The sequence below is a fragment of the Agrococcus sp. SL85 genome (genome assembly GCF_026625845.1).
Classification (GTDB): Bacteria; Actinomycetota; Actinomycetes; order Actinomycetales; family Microbacteriaceae; genus Agrococcus.
In genome coordinates, this window is sequence record NZ_CP113066.1 from 1,314,235 (window position 1) to 1,331,273 (window position 17,039).

The 17,039-nt window shown below is 72.1% G+C and carries 14 protein-coding genes, 1 tRNA gene and 1 pseudogene; 12 read left to right on the forward strand and 4 right to left on the reverse strand.

Annotation, left to right across the window (positions count from 1 at the left end; translation table 11 throughout):
- Nucleotide 1 precedes the first annotated feature (1 nt).
- The 4 genes from OVA14_RS06450 to OVA14_RS06465 are packed head-to-tail and all read left to right on the forward strand — an operon-like array spanning nucleotide 2 to nucleotide 4,062.
- Nucleotides 2-763 carry a class I SAM-dependent methyltransferase gene (locus OVA14_RS06450; protein ID WP_420710627.1) on the forward strand — a complete coding sequence of 254 codons (762 nt, stop codon included), beginning with the start codon at nucleotides 2-4 and terminating at the stop codon, nucleotides 761-763.
- Entirely contained in the window at nucleotides 763-1,773 is a 1,011-nt protein-coding gene (locus OVA14_RS06455; RefSeq protein ID WP_267505418.1) for a polyprenyl synthetase family protein, read from the forward strand. Before OVA14_RS06450 ends, OVA14_RS06455 begins: the two co-directional genes overlap by 1 nt.
- Nucleotides 1,774-1,813: 40 nt before the next feature.
- Nucleotides 1,814-3,169 (forward strand): FAD-dependent oxidoreductase, encoded by a 1,356-nt coding sequence (locus OVA14_RS06460; protein WP_267505419.1) that lies wholly within the window; start codon nucleotides 1,814-1,816, stop codon nucleotides 3,167-3,169.
- Entirely contained in the window at nucleotides 3,166-4,062 is an 897-nt protein-coding gene (locus OVA14_RS06465) for a sulfite exporter TauE/SafE family protein (protein WP_267505420.1), read from the forward strand. The genes OVA14_RS06460 and OVA14_RS06465 overlap by 4 nt, the downstream gene beginning before the upstream one ends.
- Nucleotides 4,063-4,079: 17 nt before the next feature.
- Here OVA14_RS06465 and OVA14_RS06470 read toward each other — a convergent pair whose 3' ends face one another.
- Both OVA14_RS06470 and OVA14_RS06475 read right to left on the reverse strand, forming a co-directional pair.
- Nucleotides 4,080-5,531, reverse strand: coding sequence for a phospholipase D-like domain-containing protein (locus tag OVA14_RS06470; protein WP_267505421.1), 1,452 nt, complete (start codon nucleotides 5,529-5,531; stop codon nucleotides 4,080-4,082).
- A gap of 25 nt (nucleotides 5,532-5,556) precedes the next feature.
- The gene (locus tag OVA14_RS06475) at nucleotides 5,557-6,045 is read right to left on the reverse strand and encodes a YajQ family cyclic di-GMP-binding protein (protein ID WP_267505422.1); all 489 of its coding nucleotides are present in this window, start codon (nucleotides 6,043-6,045) and stop codon (nucleotides 5,557-5,559) included.
- 50 nt (nucleotides 6,046-6,095) lie between these two features.
- Here OVA14_RS06475 and OVA14_RS06480 point away from each other — a divergent pair, with 50 nt between their 5' ends.
- Entirely contained in the window at nucleotides 6,096-6,614 is a 519-nt protein-coding gene (locus OVA14_RS06480; protein WP_267505423.1) for an AAA family ATPase, read from the forward strand.
- 35 nt (nucleotides 6,615-6,649) lie between these two features.
- Here OVA14_RS06480 and OVA14_RS06485 read toward each other — a convergent pair.
- Nucleotides 6,650-6,734 (reverse strand) — tRNA-Tyr (locus OVA14_RS06485).
- 141 nt (nucleotides 6,735-6,875) lie between these two features.
- Here OVA14_RS06485 and OVA14_RS06490 point away from each other — a divergent pair.
- Both OVA14_RS06490 and OVA14_RS06495 read left to right on the forward strand, forming a co-directional pair.
- Complete coding sequence (locus tag OVA14_RS06490; protein WP_267505424.1) at nucleotides 6,876-7,679, forward strand: inositol monophosphatase family protein; 804 nt, start codon at nucleotides 6,876-6,878, stop codon at nucleotides 7,677-7,679.
- A gap of 174 nt (nucleotides 7,680-7,853) precedes the next feature.
- Nucleotides 7,854-9,050 carry a M23 family metallopeptidase gene (locus OVA14_RS06495; RefSeq protein ID WP_267505425.1) on the forward strand — a complete coding sequence of 399 codons (1,197 nt, stop codon included), beginning with the start codon at nucleotides 7,854-7,856 and terminating at the stop codon, nucleotides 9,048-9,050.
- Nucleotides 9,051-9,103: 53 nt separating this feature from the next.
- Here the strand turns inward: OVA14_RS06495 and OVA14_RS06500 are convergent, their stop codons facing one another.
- Complete coding sequence (locus OVA14_RS06500) at nucleotides 9,104-10,762, reverse strand: glycoside hydrolase family 13 protein (protein ID WP_267505426.1); 1,659 nt, start codon at nucleotides 10,760-10,762, stop codon at nucleotides 9,104-9,106.
- Nucleotides 10,763-10,926: 164 nt separating this feature from the next.
- Between OVA14_RS06500 and OVA14_RS06505 the strand changes: the two genes are divergently transcribed.
- The 5 genes and pseudogenes from OVA14_RS06505 (at nucleotide 10,927) to OVA14_RS06525 (ending at nucleotide 16,957) form a co-directional block, all read left to right on the forward strand.
- Nucleotides 10,927-12,180, forward strand: coding sequence for a sugar ABC transporter substrate-binding protein (locus tag OVA14_RS06505; protein WP_267505427.1), 1,254 nt, complete (start codon nucleotides 10,927-10,929; stop codon nucleotides 12,178-12,180).
- Nucleotides 12,181-12,588: 408 nt separating this feature from the next.
- Nucleotides 12,589-13,659 (forward strand): annotated as a pseudogene (locus OVA14_RS06510) (ABC transporter permease subunit); the annotation flags it as partial.
- Between the two features lie 306 nt (nucleotides 13,660-13,965).
- Nucleotides 13,966-14,865, forward strand: coding sequence for a sugar ABC transporter permease (locus OVA14_RS06515; RefSeq protein ID WP_267505514.1), 900 nt, complete (start codon nucleotides 13,966-13,968; stop codon nucleotides 14,863-14,865).
- A 125-nt stretch (nucleotides 14,866-14,990) separates the two neighbouring features.
- The gene (locus tag OVA14_RS06520) at nucleotides 14,991-15,332 is read left to right on the forward strand and encodes a DUF485 domain-containing protein (RefSeq protein ID WP_267505428.1); all 342 of its coding nucleotides are present in this window, start codon (nucleotides 14,991-14,993) and stop codon (nucleotides 15,330-15,332) included.
- Nucleotides 15,329-16,957 carry a cation acetate symporter gene (locus OVA14_RS06525; protein ID WP_267505429.1) on the forward strand — a complete coding sequence of 543 codons (1,629 nt, stop codon included), beginning with the start codon at nucleotides 15,329-15,331 and terminating at the stop codon, nucleotides 16,955-16,957. The genes OVA14_RS06520 and OVA14_RS06525 overlap by 4 nt, the downstream gene beginning before the upstream one ends.
- Nucleotides 16,958-17,039 lie beyond the last annotated feature (82 nt).

The following is a 17,039-nucleotide window of genomic DNA, read 5'->3' on the forward strand; positions in this document are numbered from 1 at the left end:
GATGGAGGGCGTGAGCAGGGCAGACATGCAGAAGGATCCGAGCGAGATCGCGGGCATGTTCGACGCGACCGCCAAGCGCTATGACCTCCTCAACTCGCTGCTCTCCGGCGGCAACGACCGCCTGTGGCGCATCCACATGCAGCGGGCCGTGCGGCCGCAGCCGGGGGAGCGCATCCTCGACGTGGCCGCGGGCACGGGTGCCTCGGCGGCGCCGATGGCGAAGGCCGGCGCGCTCGTGACCGCCCTCGACCTCAGCGCCGGCATGGTCGAGGAGGGCCGCCGCCGCCACCCCGACATCGAGTTCGTGCTCGGCTCGGCCGAGGAGCTGCCCTTCCGGGCCGACACCTTCGACGCGGTCACGATCTCCTTCGGCCTCCGCAACGTGCAGCACCCGCGCCAGGCGCTCTCGGAGTTCCTGCGCGTGCTGAAGCCCGGCGGCCGACTGTTCGTGTGCGAGTTCTCGCAGCCGCCCGTCGACGTCGTGCGGCGCTCGTACGAGGCCTACCTCGGCACGGTGCTGCCGGGCCTCGCCCGCGTCGCCTCCTCGAACCCCGAGGCCTACCGCTACCTCGTCGAGTCGATCCGCTCGTGGCCGGAGCAGCAGACGCTCTCGCAGTGGATCCGCACGGCGGGCTTCACGCGAGTCGCGCACCGCAACCTCACGATGGGCGTCGTCGCGCTGCACCGCGGCCGGAAGCCCACGGAGGCGACCGCGGCCATGCGGATCCCCCGCCACGCCCTCCCGGAGGACCAGGACGCCTGATGGCATCGACCGTCTCGGCCTTCGGGCTCACCGGCGCGCGCTTCGCGACGCCGGCCGACAAGCGCGTCGTCGACGCGGTCGACCGCGGGCTCGCCTCGCTCGAGGAGCGCCTCGAGCGGCACCTGCGCATCACCGACCCCGTGGTCGACGCCGTCACCCGCTACCTGCTCGAGGCGGGCGGCAAGCGCGCCCGGCCGCTGCTGCTGCTGCTCGCCGCGCACCTGGGCGACGGCATCGACGACGACGTGCTGACGGCCGCCGAGGTGGTCGAGCTCACCCACCTCGCGAGCCTGTACCACGACGACGTCATGGACGAGGCCGACACCCGCCGCGGGGTGCCCTCGGCGCACACCGTGTGGGGCAACTCGGTCGCGATCCTCGCGGGCGACCTCCTGTTCGCGCGCGCGGGCGCGCTCACCGCGCCGCTCGGCTCGGAGGTCGCGGCGCTGCAGTCGCGCACCTTCGAGCGGCTGTGCCTCGGCCAGCTGCACGAGACCCTCGGCCCCCGCGACGGCGATCCCGTGCAGCACTACCTGCAGGTGCTCGCCGACAAGACGGGCTCGCTCATCGCGGCCGCGGGCGAGCTCGGCGTGCTCGTGAGCGGCGCCGACGCCGCCTACCGGGAGCCGGTGCGCGAGTTCGGCGAGCGGATCGGCGTCGCCTTCCAGCTCGTCGACGACGTCATCGACCTCTCGAGCGACCCCGACACCGGCAAGGATGCCGGCACCGACGTGCGCGCGGGCGTCGTGACCCTGCCGACGCTGCTGCTCGCGGCCCGTACCGACGACGCCTCCGTGGCGCTCCGGGCGCGCCTGGCCGAGCCCGCCGACGAGGCCGACCTCGCCGCGGCGGTCGCCGAGCTCGCCGCGCACCCCGTGGTCGCCGAGACCGTCGCCGAGGCCGAGCGCTGGCAGCGCGACGCCCTGGCCGCGCTCGAGGCGCTCCCGCAGGGCACCGTGCGCCGCGGACTCGTCGCGTTCGCCGAGCACGTCGTCGCCCGCACCCGCTAGCCAGACCGGGCGCACGCGCGCCCCGCACCCGAGGAGGACCGTGAGCGAGACGCTCCGCATCGCCGTGGTCGGCGCCGGCCCCGCCGGCATCTACGCAGCCGACATCCTGAAGAAGGAGGTCGCCGCGCGCGGTGGCGAGGTGCTCATCGACCTGTTCGAGCACCTGCCCGCGCCGTACGGCCTCGTCCGCTACGGCGTCGCCCCCGACCACCCCCGCATCACGGGCATCATCCGGGCGCTCCGCGAGGTGCTGGAGTCGGGCGTCGTGCGGCTGTTCGGCAACGTGCGCTTCGGCGAGGACGTGACGCTCGAGGACCTCCAGCAGCACTACCACGGCGTCATCTTCGCCACCGGCGCCACGAAGGACGCGCCGCTCGACATCCCCGGCATCGACCTCGAGGGCTCCTACGGCGCCGCCGACGTCGTCTCCTGGTACGACGGCCACCCCGACGTGCCGCGCGAGTGGCCGCTCGAGGCGAAGGAGATCGCGGTCATCGGCGTCGGCAACGTGGCGCTCGACGTCGCGCGCGTGCTCGTGAAGCACCCGGAGGACCTGCTGCCGACCGAGGTGCCGGCCAACGTCTACGAGGGCCTCCGGGCCTCGCCGGTCACCGACGTGCACGTCTTCGGCCGCCGCGGGCCGCTCGGCGTGAAGTTCACGCCGCTCGAGCTGCGGGAGCTCGGCGAGCTGCGCGACGTCGACATGATCGTCCACGACGAGGACTTCGGGATCGACCCGAACGAGGAGCAGCAGAAGCAGAACAAGCAGATCCTCGTCATCTCGCGCACGCTCGAGCAGTGGCGCACGCGCGAGGTCGGCCAGGCCTCCCGCCGCCTGCACCTGCACTTCTGGTCGCGGCCGGACGCCGTGCTCGGCGACGGCAGGGTCGAGGCGCTCCGCATCGAGCGCACGCAGCCGACGGAGGACGGCACGGGCGTCGAGGGCACGGGCGAGCTGCGCGAGTTCCCGGTGCAGGCGGTCTACCGCGCCGTCGGCTACTTCTCGTCGCCGCTGCCCGGCGTGCCCTTCGACGAGCTGCGCGGCGTCATCCCGAACGAGGCGGGCCGCGTGATGGACGGGATGCGCCCGGTGCCCGGCCTCTACGCGACCGGCTGGATCAAGCGCGGACCGGTGGGCCTCATCGGCCACACGAAGTCCGACGCGAAGGAGACGATCGAGCAGCTGCTCGCCGACGACAACAGCCGCTGGGAGCCGCAGCCGTACGACGCCGACGCGGTGCCCGCGCTGCTGGCGGAGCGCGGCGTCGCGTGGACCGACATCGCGGGCTGGATCCGCCTCGACGAGCACGAGATGTCGCTGGGCGAGCCCGAGGGCCGCGCACGCATCAAGGTCGTGCCGCGCGACGAGATGGTGCGCGTCTCGCGCGCCGAGTGACCCGCCCGTCGCGGCGGATCGCGTCGCCCCGGCTGGTCGAGGAGCGCGCGCCGCAGGCGCACGCGTCGTCCCCGCTGGTCGAGGAGCGCGCGCCGCAGGCGCACGCGTCACGAGGCCCCCGCGCACCGTGGAGCCTGAGCGGCGTCCTCCTCGTCGCGCTCGCGGCGGTCGTCGCGGGCGCGATGAACGCCGCGGCGGGCGGCGGCACGCTCATCACGTTCCCCGCGATGCTCGCGGCCGGCATGACGCCGCTCGCGGCGAACATCACCTCCTCCGTCGGCCTCCTCGCGGGCAGCGTCGGAGGCGCGCTCGCGTACCGCGACGAGCTGCGCGAGCGCCGTCGTCGGTTCCTCGTGAACGCGCCGTGGGCGGCGGTCGGCGGCGTGCTCGGCGCGGTGCTGCTGCTCGTGACGCCGTCCGACTCGTTCACCGCGATCGTGCCGTGGCTCGTGCTCGCCGCCGCGGGCCTGTTCGCGGTGCAGCCGCTCGTGACCCGCGTCGTCCAGCGGCGCGCCGAGGGCGAGCCGGACCCTGCGGCCGCGGGCGGCTGGGGCGTTCGGATCGCCTTCCTGGCGATCGGCGCCTACGGGGCCTACTTCGGCGCAGGGATCGGCATCATGATGCTCGCGCTGCTGGGCGTCGCGATCCACGACAGCCTGCAGCACCACAACGCGATCAAGAACCTCGTCTCGTTCGTCGTGAACGCCGCGGGCGTGCTCGTGCTGGCGTTCTCGCCGCTCGTCGAGTGGGGGCTCGTGGCCATCATGCTCGTCGGCTCGCTCGTGGGCGGCGTCGTGGGCGGCCGGCTCGCCCGGCGCGTGCCTGCATGGGTGCTGCGCACGATCGTCGTGGCCGTGGCGCTCGTGCTCGCGCTCTCGATGCTGCTCGGCTGAGGCCGGGCCGGACCGGGCTACTGCAGCGCCGAGGTGAGCCGCGCGATCGAGTCGAAGATCTGCGCGATGCGCGGCCGCGCCATCCAGTCCTCGAGCGTGAGCGTCGTCGACTGCCGCCGGTAGCCCTCGGCGATGCCATCGAGCTGCGTGACCATGCCGCGGCCCTCGACGAGCATCGAGACCTCGAAGTTGAGGCTGAAGGAGCGCAGGTCGATGTTCGACGAGCCGATCACCGAGACCTGGTCGTCGAACACCATGAACTTCGAGTGCAGCACCGTGGGGGAGGAGAACAGCGTGATCGCCACGCCCGCCTCCAGCAGCTCCTCGTAGTAGCTGCGCTGCGCGTGGTGGGTCCAGAACTGGTCGCCGATCTCGCTCGCGAAGAGCTCCACCTGCACGCCTCGCAGCGCCGCAGAGGTGATGGCGTAGCGCATGGAGTCGTCGGGCACGAAGTACGGCGAGACGATGATGATGCGCTCCTCGGCCGCGTGCACGAGCTCGAGGAAGACCCGCAGGTTCAGCTCGCCCTCGAAGCCGGGCCCCGAGGGCACGATCGATGCCAGCAGCTCGCCGCCGGGCGCCGGGTCGGTCGAGGCCAGCTCGACGAGCTCGTTCGACTCCGCCCACCAGTCCGACCAGAACAGCACGTCGAGCTCGCGCACGGGCGGGCCGCTCAGCTCCACCCACGCGTCGCGCCACTGCAGCCCGCGTCGGATGTTCTTGCGCAGCAGGTAGGAGGGGTCGACGAGGTTGAGCGAGCCGGTGAAGCCGACCTGCCCGTCGATGACGACGAGCTTGCGGTGGTTGCGCAGGTCGGGCCGCTGCCACTGCCCGCGCCACGGCCGCAGCGGCAGCATGTCGCACAGCTCGGCGCCCATGGCCTCGAGCCGCGCCTTCGTCTCCCTGCGGCGCGGGTAGCGGATGCTCGTGAGGTGGTCGACGAGCACGCGGACGGTGACGCCGCGCGCCGCGGCGCGCTCGAGCGCGGCGAAGAACGGCTCGGTGCGCTCGGAGGCGACGATGAGGTAGAACTCGACGTGCACGAAGTGCTCGGCCTCGTCGATCCGGCGGGCCATCGCCTCGAGCTGCGTGTCGAACTCGCCCCACACGATCGCGTCCGCGGGGCCCGCGTGCGGCATCGACGAGAGCGCGCGGTTGAGCTCGAGCACGCCCGGCAGCCACTCGGGCCGATCGCGGCGCGCGGGCGCGTCGTCGATGTCGGCGGTCGACTCGGCGATGAGGTCGCGGATCGCCGCCATCTTCGCGAAGCGGCCGCGCGGCAGCCGGTTGTTGCCGAGCAGGCCGAACACGATCCAGCCGAGCACCGGCTGCAGCTGGATCACGAGCAGCCACGCGATCGCCGCCGCGGGCCGCCGGTTGTACGGCACGACGATGAGGGCGGCGATGCGCAGGGCGACGTCGAGGACGATCCAGGGCCAGTACAGCGCCTGCAGCAGCTCCTGGATCACGGCGCGTCGCGGGGGAGCGTCGGCGTCAGCGGAAGTTGACGAACTGCAGGTCGATGTCGAGGTCGGCGCCCTTGAGCATCGCGATCGTCGCCTGCAGGTCGTCGCGGCTCTTGGAGGTGACGCGCACCTCGTCGCCCTGGATCTGGCTCTTCACCGTCTTGGGCGCCTCGTCGCGGATGAGCTTCGAGACCTTCTTCGCGTTCTCGCTCGAGATGCCGTCCTTGATGCCGACCTCGATGCGGTACTCCTTGCCCGAGGGGTAGGGGTCGCCCTGGTCGAGCATCTTGAGGTCGATGCCGCGCTTGATGAACTTGGTCTGCAGCACGTCGAGCACGGCCTTCACGCGCTCCTCGGTGCTGGCCTTCAGCAGCACCTTCTCGCCGCTCCAGGAGACGTCCGCGCCCACGCCCTTGAAGTCGTAGCGCTGCTCGACCTCCTTGCGGGCCTGGTTGACCGCGTTGTCGGCCTCCATCTTGTCGACCTTGCTGACCACGTCGAAGCTGGAATCTGCCATGCGCAGATCCTATGCGCCCCGCCTGCGCGCCGCTCCCTAGGCTCGGTCGCATGCTCATCGTGATGGCGGGGCTCCCCGGGAGCGGCAAGAGCACGATCGCCGCTGCGCTCGCGCGCCGCATCGGCTGCGCGGTCGTGGCCGCCGACCCCATCGAGGCGGCCATGCTCCGCGCCGGCATCGCGCCCGACCAGCCCACGGGCCTCGCGGCCTACGTCGCCGCCGAGATGGTCGCGCGCGAGCAGCTGCGGCTCGGCCACGACGTCATCGTCGACGCCGTGAACGACGCACCGGAGGCGCGGCAGCAGTGGCGCGACCTCGCGGCGGCCGAGGGCGTCGACCTCCGCTTCGTCGAGGTGCTCGCGCCGGATCGCGGCGCCCACCGCGAGCGCCTCGAGGGTCGCGCCCGCGACCTCCCGGGCATCCCGGAGCCCACCTGGGCGTCGGTCCAGGCCCGCCGCGAGGGCTGCGCGACGTGGGACGAGGATCGGATCCGCCTCGTCGCCGATCGCGATCCTGCGCACGCCGCCGCCGCGATCGAGCGCGGGCTGCGCGCCCGATCGCGCCCCTGAGACGCCGGAAGCCCCGCCGAGGCGGGGCTTCGCGATGGTGGCGAGTGAGGGATTCGAACCCCCGAAGTCGATGACAGCTGATTTACAGTCAGATCCCTTTGGCCGCTTGGGTAACTCGCCGTGGCCCGAAAGCCGAGGACGATCCTAACATCCGCCGCCGACCGCCTCCGACGACCGCGCGTCTCGGCCTCCGGGCGGCGTCGTCCACCGCCGCTCGACGCCCCGACGACGGGGCGCCCGCGCGCGCGGTAGGTTCGGAGCATGCGCGAGCTCCACGACCTCGTCGTCGGCCTGGCGGTCGAGGCCGCCGACCTGGCGCGCACCCGCCGGGCCGAGGGCGTCGACGTCGCCGCCAGCAAGACGAGCCTCGTCGACATCGTCACGGAGGCCGACCGCGAGGTCGAGCGGCTCGTGGTCGACCGCATCCTCGCCGCCCGCCCTGACGACGGCATCCTCGGCGAGGAGGGTACGAGCGTCGCGGGCACGAGCGGCCTCACGTGGGTCATCGACCCGATCGACGGCACGGTCAACTACTTCTACGACATCCCGGCCTATGCGGTCTCGATCGCGCTCGTCGAGGGCGAGCCGGATCCCACCACCTGGCGCGCGCTCTCGGGCGCGGTGGTCAACGGCGCCACGGGGGAGCGCTTCGAGGCGCTCCGCGGGGGCGGCGCGCGGCTCGACGGGCGCCCCATCCGCGTCGCGGAGGCCGTGGCGCCCGAGGTCGCGCTCGTCGGCACCGGCTTCGGCTACGACGCGGAGCGGCGCATGCGGCAGGGTGCGGTGCTCGCGGGCCTGCTGGGCGAGGTGCGCGACGTGCGCCGTGGCGGCTCGGCCGCGCTCGACCTCTGCTGGGTGGCCACCGGGCGGCTGAACGCGTACTACGAGCGGGGCCTCAACCCGTGGGACATGGCCGCCGGCGCGCTCGTGGTCCAGGAGGCGGGCGGCGTCGTGCAGGGGCTCGGCGGCGGCCCTGCGAGCTCGGGCTTCCTGCTCGCCGCGGCGCCCGGGCTCGTCGACGAGCTCGACGCGCGCCTCGGCGCCCTCGGGGCCGATCGGGTGTGACACCCTTGCGACGCCGTTACCATTCCGTTACATTGGGTGGCTGGATCGGCCAGGACGTCCCCGCGCGCCGTTGCCTCCGTGCACGGCGCCATGCGACGATCGGACGCACGCATCGCGACTCCAGCTCCTGGCCGCGCGAGAGCACGCCGAGCTGACGAAGGAACCGACATCACCGTGACGCACCCCACACGACGCGCCCTGCGCGCGTCCGCTGCGGGTGCCGAGCGACCCCACGAGTCGGGTCCCACCCGTCGGCAGCTGCGCGAGCGGGAGCGGGCCGCCGAGGCGATCGTCGAGACCGCGACCGAGGCGGATGCAGCCGAGGCCGTGCACGTCAGCCCCGACTCCGCGCCCCTCTACACGAGCCGCCGCGCCATGCGCGAGGCCGCGACCCAGGTCGCCGAGGAGCTCCCCGTGCAGATGGCGGAGGCCGCCTTCGAGGCGCCCGTCATCACGGTCGACGCCCCCTCGCTCGGGGCAGGCGAGGCCGCGCAGATCCCGCCGCTCGTCGTGCGCCAGCCGCGGTCGCTCGCGCCCCGCACGCTGTCCTCGGCGCCCGCCGCCCCGCCCCGCGGCCGCTCCTCCCGCCGCGCGCGCCGGCTCGCGCAGCGGATCACCGCCGCGGGCTCCCTGCTCTTCATCGGCTCGCTCGTCGTCGTCACCTCGCTGCCCGCGCAGGCCGTGCAAGCCCCGGGCGGCATCGACCCGACGGTCGCGCAGATCGAGTCCGGCGAGCAGACGCTCGAGGGCGTCGCGAACGGGCAGCCGCAGTTCCTCGCGCGCGACGACGTCGTCGTCCACGACCAGATCGCGGCCGCGCGCATGTCGCCGGGCGAGCTCGCCGCCTACCAGGCCGTCGCCGACGGGGAGGCGGCCGGCCCCTCCTACACGGGCGACCCCGCCTTCCCGCAGGTGTGGGGCATGCTGCAGACGAGCTACGTGCAGACGCCCCTCCCGCACATGGACCAGGTGCCCGTCTCGAGCGGCTTCGGCTACCGACCGGGCGGCTTCCACGGCGGCTCCGACTTCACCCCCGGCCTCGGCACCGAGATCCGGCCGATCGCGAACGGCGTCGTCTCGGCCGTCTGGCAGGGCAACAACCCGGGCGGCGGCGGCTACGCGGTCTTCATCGACCACAACATCGACGGCGAGTTCGTGCAGTCCTGGTACGCGCACATGCTGCCCGGCTCCATCCAGGTGGAGGTCGGCCAGGTCGTCGACATCACGACCGTCATCGGCCAGGTCGGCAACTCCGGCCGCTCCACGGGCCCGCACCTGCACCTCGAGCTGAAGAACAGCGACTACGTCTCGTTCGACCCCGTGCTCTGGCTGCAGACGCGCGAGCAGAACCTCGAGTACCGCGGCTACTGAGCCTCCGGCACGACGAAGGGCCCCGCCAGCGGCGGGGCCCTTCGTGCATCCGGTCAGCGCGTGCGCACCCAGACCACCTCGTCGGCGGCGAGCGAGGCCGAGTCGAGCGACGACGAGGCGAGCAGGATCTCGCCGCGCGGCACGTCGACCGCGTCGTGGCCGAGGTTCGCGACGACCGTCACGTCGCCGTTGCGGAACGCGAGCGCCGTGCGGCCCACGTCGAGCCACTCCACCGAGCCCGAGCCGAGCCCGTGCTCGGCGCGCAGCGCGAGCGCGCGGCGGTAGAGCTCGAGCGTCGAGCCGGCGTCGCCCTCCTGGCGGTCGCGCGCGAGCTCCGCCCACGCGGGCGGCTGCGGCAGCCAGCTCTCGCCCGTGCCGCTGAAGCCGTAGGCCGGGGCGTCGGCCTCCCACGGGATCGGCACGCGGCAGCCGTCGCGGCCCCACAGCTCGCCCGCGGTGCGCGCGAAGGTCGGGTCCTGGCGCTGGTGGGCCTCGATGGCCGTCACCTCCGGCAGGCCCAGCTCCTCGCCCTGGTAGACGTAGGCGCTGCCGGGCAGCGCGAGCATGAGCGCGGTGGCGGCGCGGCCGCGGCGGAGCGAGACGGTCGGGTCGGCCTTCGACGCCGAGGTCGGGCCGATGCCCGCGCCGTGGGGCGGCGGCGGCACGAGCGCGAGGCGCGTGCGGTGGCGGATCGTGTCGTGGTTCGAGAGCACCCAGGTGCTCGGCGCACCCACCTCGCCGAAGGCGCGCAGCGAGCGGTCGATGACCTCGCGCAGGCGCGCGGCGTCCCAGGGGGTCTCGAGGTAGACGAAGTTGAAGGCCTGGTGCATCTCGTCGGGCCGCACGTAGCGCGCCATCTTCTCGAGCGGCGAGACCCACGCCTCCGCGCACAGCACGCGGTCGCCCTCGTACTCGGCGAGCACGCGGTGCCAGCGGCGGTAGATCTCGTGCACGTCCTCCTGGCCGAAGAACGGCGACTCCATCGACCCGGCCTCGACCATCTCGGCGTCGATGTCGGGCAGGCCCGGCGCCTTCACGTTGCCGTGGGCGACGTCGACGCGGAAGCCGTCGACGCCCCGGTCGAGCCAGAAGCGCAGCACGTCGACGAACATCTCGCCGACCTCCGGGTCCAGCCAGTCGAAGTCGGGCTGCGAGGAGTCGAACAGGTGCAGGTACCACTGGCCGTCGGGCACGCGGGTCCACGCGGGGCCGCCGAAGATCGACTGCCAGTTGTTCGGCGGCAGCGAGCCCTCGGGGCCCGTGCCGTCGCGGAAGATGTAGCGCGAGCGCTCGGGGCTGCCGGGCGCGGCCGCGAGCGCCGCCTGGAACCACTCGTGCTGGTCGGAGGAGTGGTTCGGCACGAGGTCGACGATCACCTTGAGGCCCAGCTCGTGGGCCGTCGCGAGCATCGCGTCGAAGTCATCGAGGGTGCCGAAGAGCGGGTCGACGTCGCGGTAGTCGGCGACGTCGTAGCCGGCGTCCTTCTGCGGCGAGGTGTAGAACGGGCTCAGCCAGATCGCGTCGACCCCGAGCGCCGCCACCTGCGGCAGGCGCGCGGCGATGCCGGCGAGGTCGCCGACGCCGTCGCCCGAGGCGTCGGCGAAGGAGCGGGGGTAGATCTGGTAGATCACGGCGGTGCGCCACCACTCGCCGCCGGGGCTCTGGTGGCCGGCGGGCGCGGGCGCCGCGGAGTGCGTCGAGGCGTCGGTCATGCTCCAAGGCTATGGGTGCTCGACAGCCAAGGTCACGAATTCGGAACGATCCATGTCTGGACCCTCGTTCGACTTGCACGGATGGGGGACCGGCCCCCACGATGTGCCAGGCCCCGCCGACGATGGCCGTCGGCAGACGGGGCCGTGCAACGAGAGAAGGCACCATGCAGCACAGGAGCTTCATGACGGCCGCGGGGGTGGGCGCGCTCGCGCTCACGCTCACCGCGTGCGCCGGCGGCGGGACCCCCGCGCCGGCGGAGACCGAGACGCAGGCCGCAGGCGGCGGCGCGCTCACCATCTGGATGGACCAGAACCGCGCCGACGCCCTCGAGGGCGTCATCGCCACCTTCGAGGAGGAGACCGGCACGACCGTCGAGGTCGTCGTCAAGGACTTCGGCACCATCCGGGACGACCTCACCACCCAGGCGCCCTCGGGTGAGGGCCCCGACATCGTCGTCGGCGCGCACGACTGGATCGGCAAGCTCGTGCAGAACGGCGTCGTCGCGCCCGTCGAGCTCGGCGACGGCGCGGCCGACTTCGAGGACGTCTCGGTGCAGGCCATGACGTACGAGGGCAGCGTCTACGGCGTGCCCGTCTCGATCGAGAACATCGCGCTCGTGCGCAACACCGCGCTCGCGCCCGAGGCCCCGGCCACGTGGGACGACCTCGTCGCCACCGGGCAGGCCGCGGTCGAGTCCGGCGACGCCGAGTACCCGATGCTCGTCGGCATCGACCCGAACAACGCCGACCCCTACCACCTGTACCCGATGCAGGCCTCCTTCGGCGGCCCCGTCTTCGGCCTCAACGAGGACGGCTCGTACGACGCGGCCGACCTGCAGCTCGGCAACGAGGGCAACGTCGAGTTCGCCTCGGCGCTCGCCGAGTGGGGCTCGCAGGGCATCGTGAACCTCAACATCTCGCAGGACATCGCCAAGGAGCAGTTCGCGAACGGCGCCTCGCCGTACACGATCACGGGCCCCTGGAACCTGCAGACGTTCCAGGAGGCGGGCATCGAGTACGCGATCGACCCGATCCCCTCGGCCGGCGGCCAGCCCGCCACGCCGTTCGTGGGCGTGCAGGGCTTCATGCTCTCGGCCTACTCCGAGAACCCGATCGTCGCGACGCAGTTCCTCACGGAGTATGTGGCGAGCGAGGAGGCCCAGACGGCCATCTTCGAGTCGGGCCAGCGCGCGCCCGCGCTCTCGGCGGCCTTCGAGGCGGCGCAGTCGAACGCCGACGTCGCCGGCTTCGGCGCGGTCGGCGCCGAGGGCGTCCCGATGCCGAACATCCCCGAGATGGACGCGCTGTGGGCCGACTGGGGCACCACCGAGGCGCAGATCATCGGCGGCCAGGCCTCCGACCCGGGTGCTGCCTGGACCCAGATGGCCGACAAGATCCAGTCCACGCTCGAGGGCTGATCGCCCGCCGCGGCGGCTCCGCGACGACGCGCTCGTCGTGGGGCCGCCGCGGCTCCCGCGCTCCCGCGCACCACGCACCCAGCACGCACCACCCAGCACCCAGGAGCCCGCGTGACGACGACGTCCGCCCCCGAACGACCCGACGCGCCCCGCGCAGGCCGCCGCGGCGCCGCGCCGCGCCGCGGCATCCACCACCAGCCGCCCAGCATGCGCGTGCTCGCGGTCAAGATCGCATTCCTCGCGATCGTCGACGCGATCGCGGTCTTCGCGATGTCGGCCCTCTTCTTCCGCGAGGACTGGCTCGTGCTCGGCATCGTCGCCGCCGTCACGCTGCTCGTCAACGTCGTCTACCTGAACCCGGGCTTCCTGCCCGCGAAGTACCTCGTGCCGGGCCTCATCTTCCTGGCGATGTTCCAGCTGTTCGTCATCGTCTACTCGCTCTACATCGCGTTCACGAACTACGGCGACGGCCACAACTCCACGAAGGAGGACGCGGTCGCCGCGATCGTGCTGCAGAACACGCAGCGCGTCGAGGGCTCGCCCGCCTACCGCGTGCAGGTGGTGGAGGGCCCCGGCGGCCTCGGCCTGCTCGCCACGAGCCCGGAGGGCGAGGCGCTGCTCGGCACCGCCGAGGAGCCGCTCGAGCCCGTCGACCCGGGCACCGTGACGCTCGAGGGCGGCCGCGCGACGGCCGTCGAGGGCTGGACGAGCCTGGGCCTCCAGGACATCCTGCAGCGCCAGCAGGAGATCGCGAGCCTCCAGGTGCCGCTCGGCGAGGAGCTCTCCGAGGGCTTCCTCCGCACGACCGACGCCACGAACGGCTTCGAGTTCCGCTCGATCTTCGTCTACGACGAGGAGGCGGGCACCATGACCGACTCCGAGACCGGCACCGTCTACCGCGACCTCGGCGCCGGGCAGTTCGAGTCGGAGGACGGCCAGGTGCTCGGCACCGGCTGGCAGATCGTCGTCGGCTTCGAGAACTTCCTCTACCCGTTCCAGAACCAGCAGTTCGGCAGCGCGCTCGTCTCGGTGACCATCTGGACCTTCGCGTTCGCGGTCCTGTCGGTCGGCATCTCGTTCTTCCTCGGCCTGTTCCTCGCGATCACGCTGAACGACCCGCGGATGCGCTCGCGCAAGGTCTACCGGATCCTCGCGATCCTGCCCTACGCGTTCCCGTCGTTCCTCTCGGCGCTCGTGTGGCTCGGCCTGTTCAACACCGAGTTCGGCTTCATCAACGAGGTGCTGTTCGGCTCGGCGAACATCCCGTGGCTCACGGATCCCGTGCTCGCGAAGATCTCGGTGCTCATCGTGAACGTCTGGCTGGGCTTCCCCTACATGTTCCTGGTCTGCATGGGCGCCCTGCAGTCGATCCCCGAGGAGCTGACCGAGGCGGCGACGGTCGACGGCGCGAGCGCCTTCTCGATCTTCCGCCTCATCAAGTTCCCGCTGCTGCTCGTCTCGACGGCGCCGCTGCTGATCTCGTCGTTCGCGTTCAACTTCAACAACTTCAACATCATCTACATGCTCACCCGAGGCGGGCCGCGCATGGCCGCGCATGCAGGGGGTCGACGAGAACGTCGGCCACACCGACCTCCTCATCACGCTCGTCTACAAGACGGCGTTCGAGGCGGGCACCCGCGACTACGGCCTCGCGGCCGCGCTCGCGATCATCATCTTCGTCATCGTGGCCGTGGTCTCGGCGGTGTCCTTCCGCCAGACGCGTGCGCTGGAGGACCTCAACTGATGAGCATCGACATCGACCCCCAGAACGTCGACCCGCAGGCGATGCGCGAGGGCGCGCCGCCGCTGCGCACCATCCGGCAGCCGCGCATGGGCTTCGGCCGCTGGATGCGCGAGCTCGGCTGGCGCCACGTCATCGGCGTGGCCGTCGTGATCTTCGCGACCTTCCCGATCATCTACGTCATCAGCGCCTCGCTGAACCCGAACGGCACGCTCACGGGCTCGAACCAGCTGTTCCAGTCGGTCTCGGGCCAGAACTACGTCGACCTCTTCTCGGACCCGCGGCGGCCCTTCGCCAACTGGTTCGCGAACACGATGATCGTCGGCATCGTCACCTCGGTCGGCACGGTCTTCCTCGGCGCGCTCGCCGCGTACGCGTTCAGCCGGATGCGCTTCGCGGGCCGCCGCGGCGGGCTGCTGAGCCTCATCCTCGTGCAGATGTTCCCGCAGCTGCTCGCGGTCGTGGCGATCTACCTGCTCATGCGCGGCATCAGCGAGATCTTCCCCGCGATCGGCCTCGACAGCCTCATCGGCCTCATCATGGTCTACCTCGGCGGCGCGCTCGGCGTGAACACCTACCTCATGTACGGCTTCTTCAACACGGTGCCGTCGTCGATCGACGAGGCCGCGAAGCTCGACGGCGCGGGCCACGCGCGCATCTTCTTCACGATCATCCTGCGGCTCGTCGCGCCCATCCTCGCGGTCGTCGGCCTGCTCTCGTTCATCGGCACGACGAGCGAGTTCGTCATCGCGTCGACCCTCATGACGAGCCCTGAGAACCTCACGCTCGCGGTGGGGCTGTTCCGCTACGTGTCGGAGGAGACGAACTCCAACTACCCGATCTTCGCGGCGGGCGCGGTGCTCTCGGCCATCCCGGTCGTGGCCCTCTTCCTCTACCTGCAGAAGTACATCGTGGGCGGGCTGACGGCGGGCGCCGTCAAGTAGCCGGACGCGCGCGCGAGGACGGGCTGTGGGAGGTTCCCGCGGCCCGTCCGTCGTTCGCGGCTAGGGTGGCGGGACTTCGACGGTGAAGCAGGCGCAGCGTCGCGCCTGGGAAGAGGAGCAGCACGATGCCCGAGCCCGATCCGATCGCCGAGCGCAGCGCCGAGATGCAGCGCTCGCCCGAGTTCCAGCGCCTGCGGCGCACCTTCATGGCCTTCATCGTGCCGCTGGTGGTGGTCTTCCTCGCCTGGTACCTCGCCTACGTGCTCATCGCGGGCTTCGCGCCGGGCTTCTTCGCCACCCCCATCGGCGACTCGAACATCAACGTCGGGCTGCTGTTCGGGCTGGGCCAGTTCGTGACGACCTTCGCCATCACCATGCTCTACAGCCGCTGGGCGAACCGCACCTACGACCCGATCGCCGAGCCGCTCGCGCACGAGATGGAGCGCGCGGCGGGGGCCGCACGATGAGCGCCGCGCTCGCGGCCGCGCCGCTCGGCGCCGCGGCGGCGCCCGAGCTGCAGCAGGTCGACCCCGTCATCAACATGGTGGTGTTCGCGGCGTTCGTCGCGGTCACCCTCTTCATCGTCTTCCGCGTCTCGCGCCGCAAGGCCTCCGAGAACGAGTTCTACGCGGCGGGCCGATCGTTCTCGGGCCGCCAGAACGGCATCGCCATCGCGGGCGACTACCTCTCGGCCGCGAGCTTCCTCGGCATCTGCGGCGCGATCGCCGTCGCCGGCTACGACGGCTTCCTCTACTCGATCGGCTTCCTCGTGGCGTGGCTCGTCGCGCTGCTGCTCGTCGCCGAGCTGCTGCGCAACACGGGCCGCTTCACGATGGCCGACGTGCTGAGCTTCCGGCTCAAGCAGCGTCCCGTGCGCATGGCCGCGGCGCTCGCGACCCTCGCGGTGTGCTTCTTCTACCTGGTCGCGCAGATGGCGGGCGCGGGCAACCTCGTCGCCCTGCTCATGGGCTTCACCGACCCGATCGCGAAGGACGTCACGATCGCGCTCGTCGGCGGCCTCATGATCGTCTACGTCATCTTCGGCGGCATGAAGGGCACCACCTGGGTGCAGATCATCAAGGCCGTGCTGCTCATCGCCGGCGCGGGCATCCTCACGCTCATGGTGCTCTTCATCGTGCAGTTCGACTTCGACGAGCTGCTCGCGCGGGCGATCGAGATGTCGCCCGACGGCGAGGCGATCCTCGTGCCGGGCCTGAAGTACACGAACCCCGTCGACTTCCTCTCGCTCGGCCTCGCGCTCGTGCTCGGCACCGCGGGCCTGCCGCACGTGCTCATGCGCTTCTACACCGTGCCGAGCGCCAAGGAGGCGCGACGGAGCGTCGTGTGGGCCATCTGGCTCATCGGCATCTTCTACCTCTTCACGCTCGTGCTCGGCTTCGGCGCCGGCGCGCTCGTGGGGCCGGAGACGATCCGCGCCGCGGCCGGCGGCGAGAACTCGGCGGCGCCGCTGCTGGCGCTCGCGCTCGGCGGGCCGATCCTCATGGCGGTCATCTCGGCGATCGCGTTCGCGACGATCCTCGCGGTCGTCGCGGGCCTGGCGATCACGGCGGCGACCTCGTTCGCGCACGACATCTACGCCTCGGTCATCAAGCGCGGCGACGTCGCGCCGGGTGCCGAGGTGCGGGTGGCGCGCATCACGGTGGTCGTCATCGGCATCATCGCGATCGTCGGCGGCATCATCGCCCAGAACCAGAACGTGGCGTTCCTCGTCGCGCTCGCCTTCGCGGTCGCGGCGTCGGCGAACCTGCCGACGATCCTCTACTCGCTGTTCTGGCGCCGCTTCAACACCGGCGGCGCGCTGTGGTCGATGTACGGCGGGCTCGTCTCGTGCGTGCTGCTCATCGTGCTCTCGCCCGCCGTCTCCGGCCGCGAGACGTCGATGTTCCCCGAGGCCGACTTCGCGGTCTTCCCGCTCTCGAACCCGGGCATCGTCTCGATCCCGCTCGCGTTCGTGCTCGGCATCGTCGGCACGCTCGTCACGAAGCCCTCCGCCGACCACGCCGCGAAGCAGGCCGAGATGGAGGTGCGCTCGTTCACGGGCGCGGGGGCCGAGAAGGCCAGCGAGCACTGACCTCACGCGGAACCTGCCGAGGGCCGTCCGGCCGCCATCAGGCGCCGGGCGGCCCTCGCGGATACCGTGGCGGCACACGACG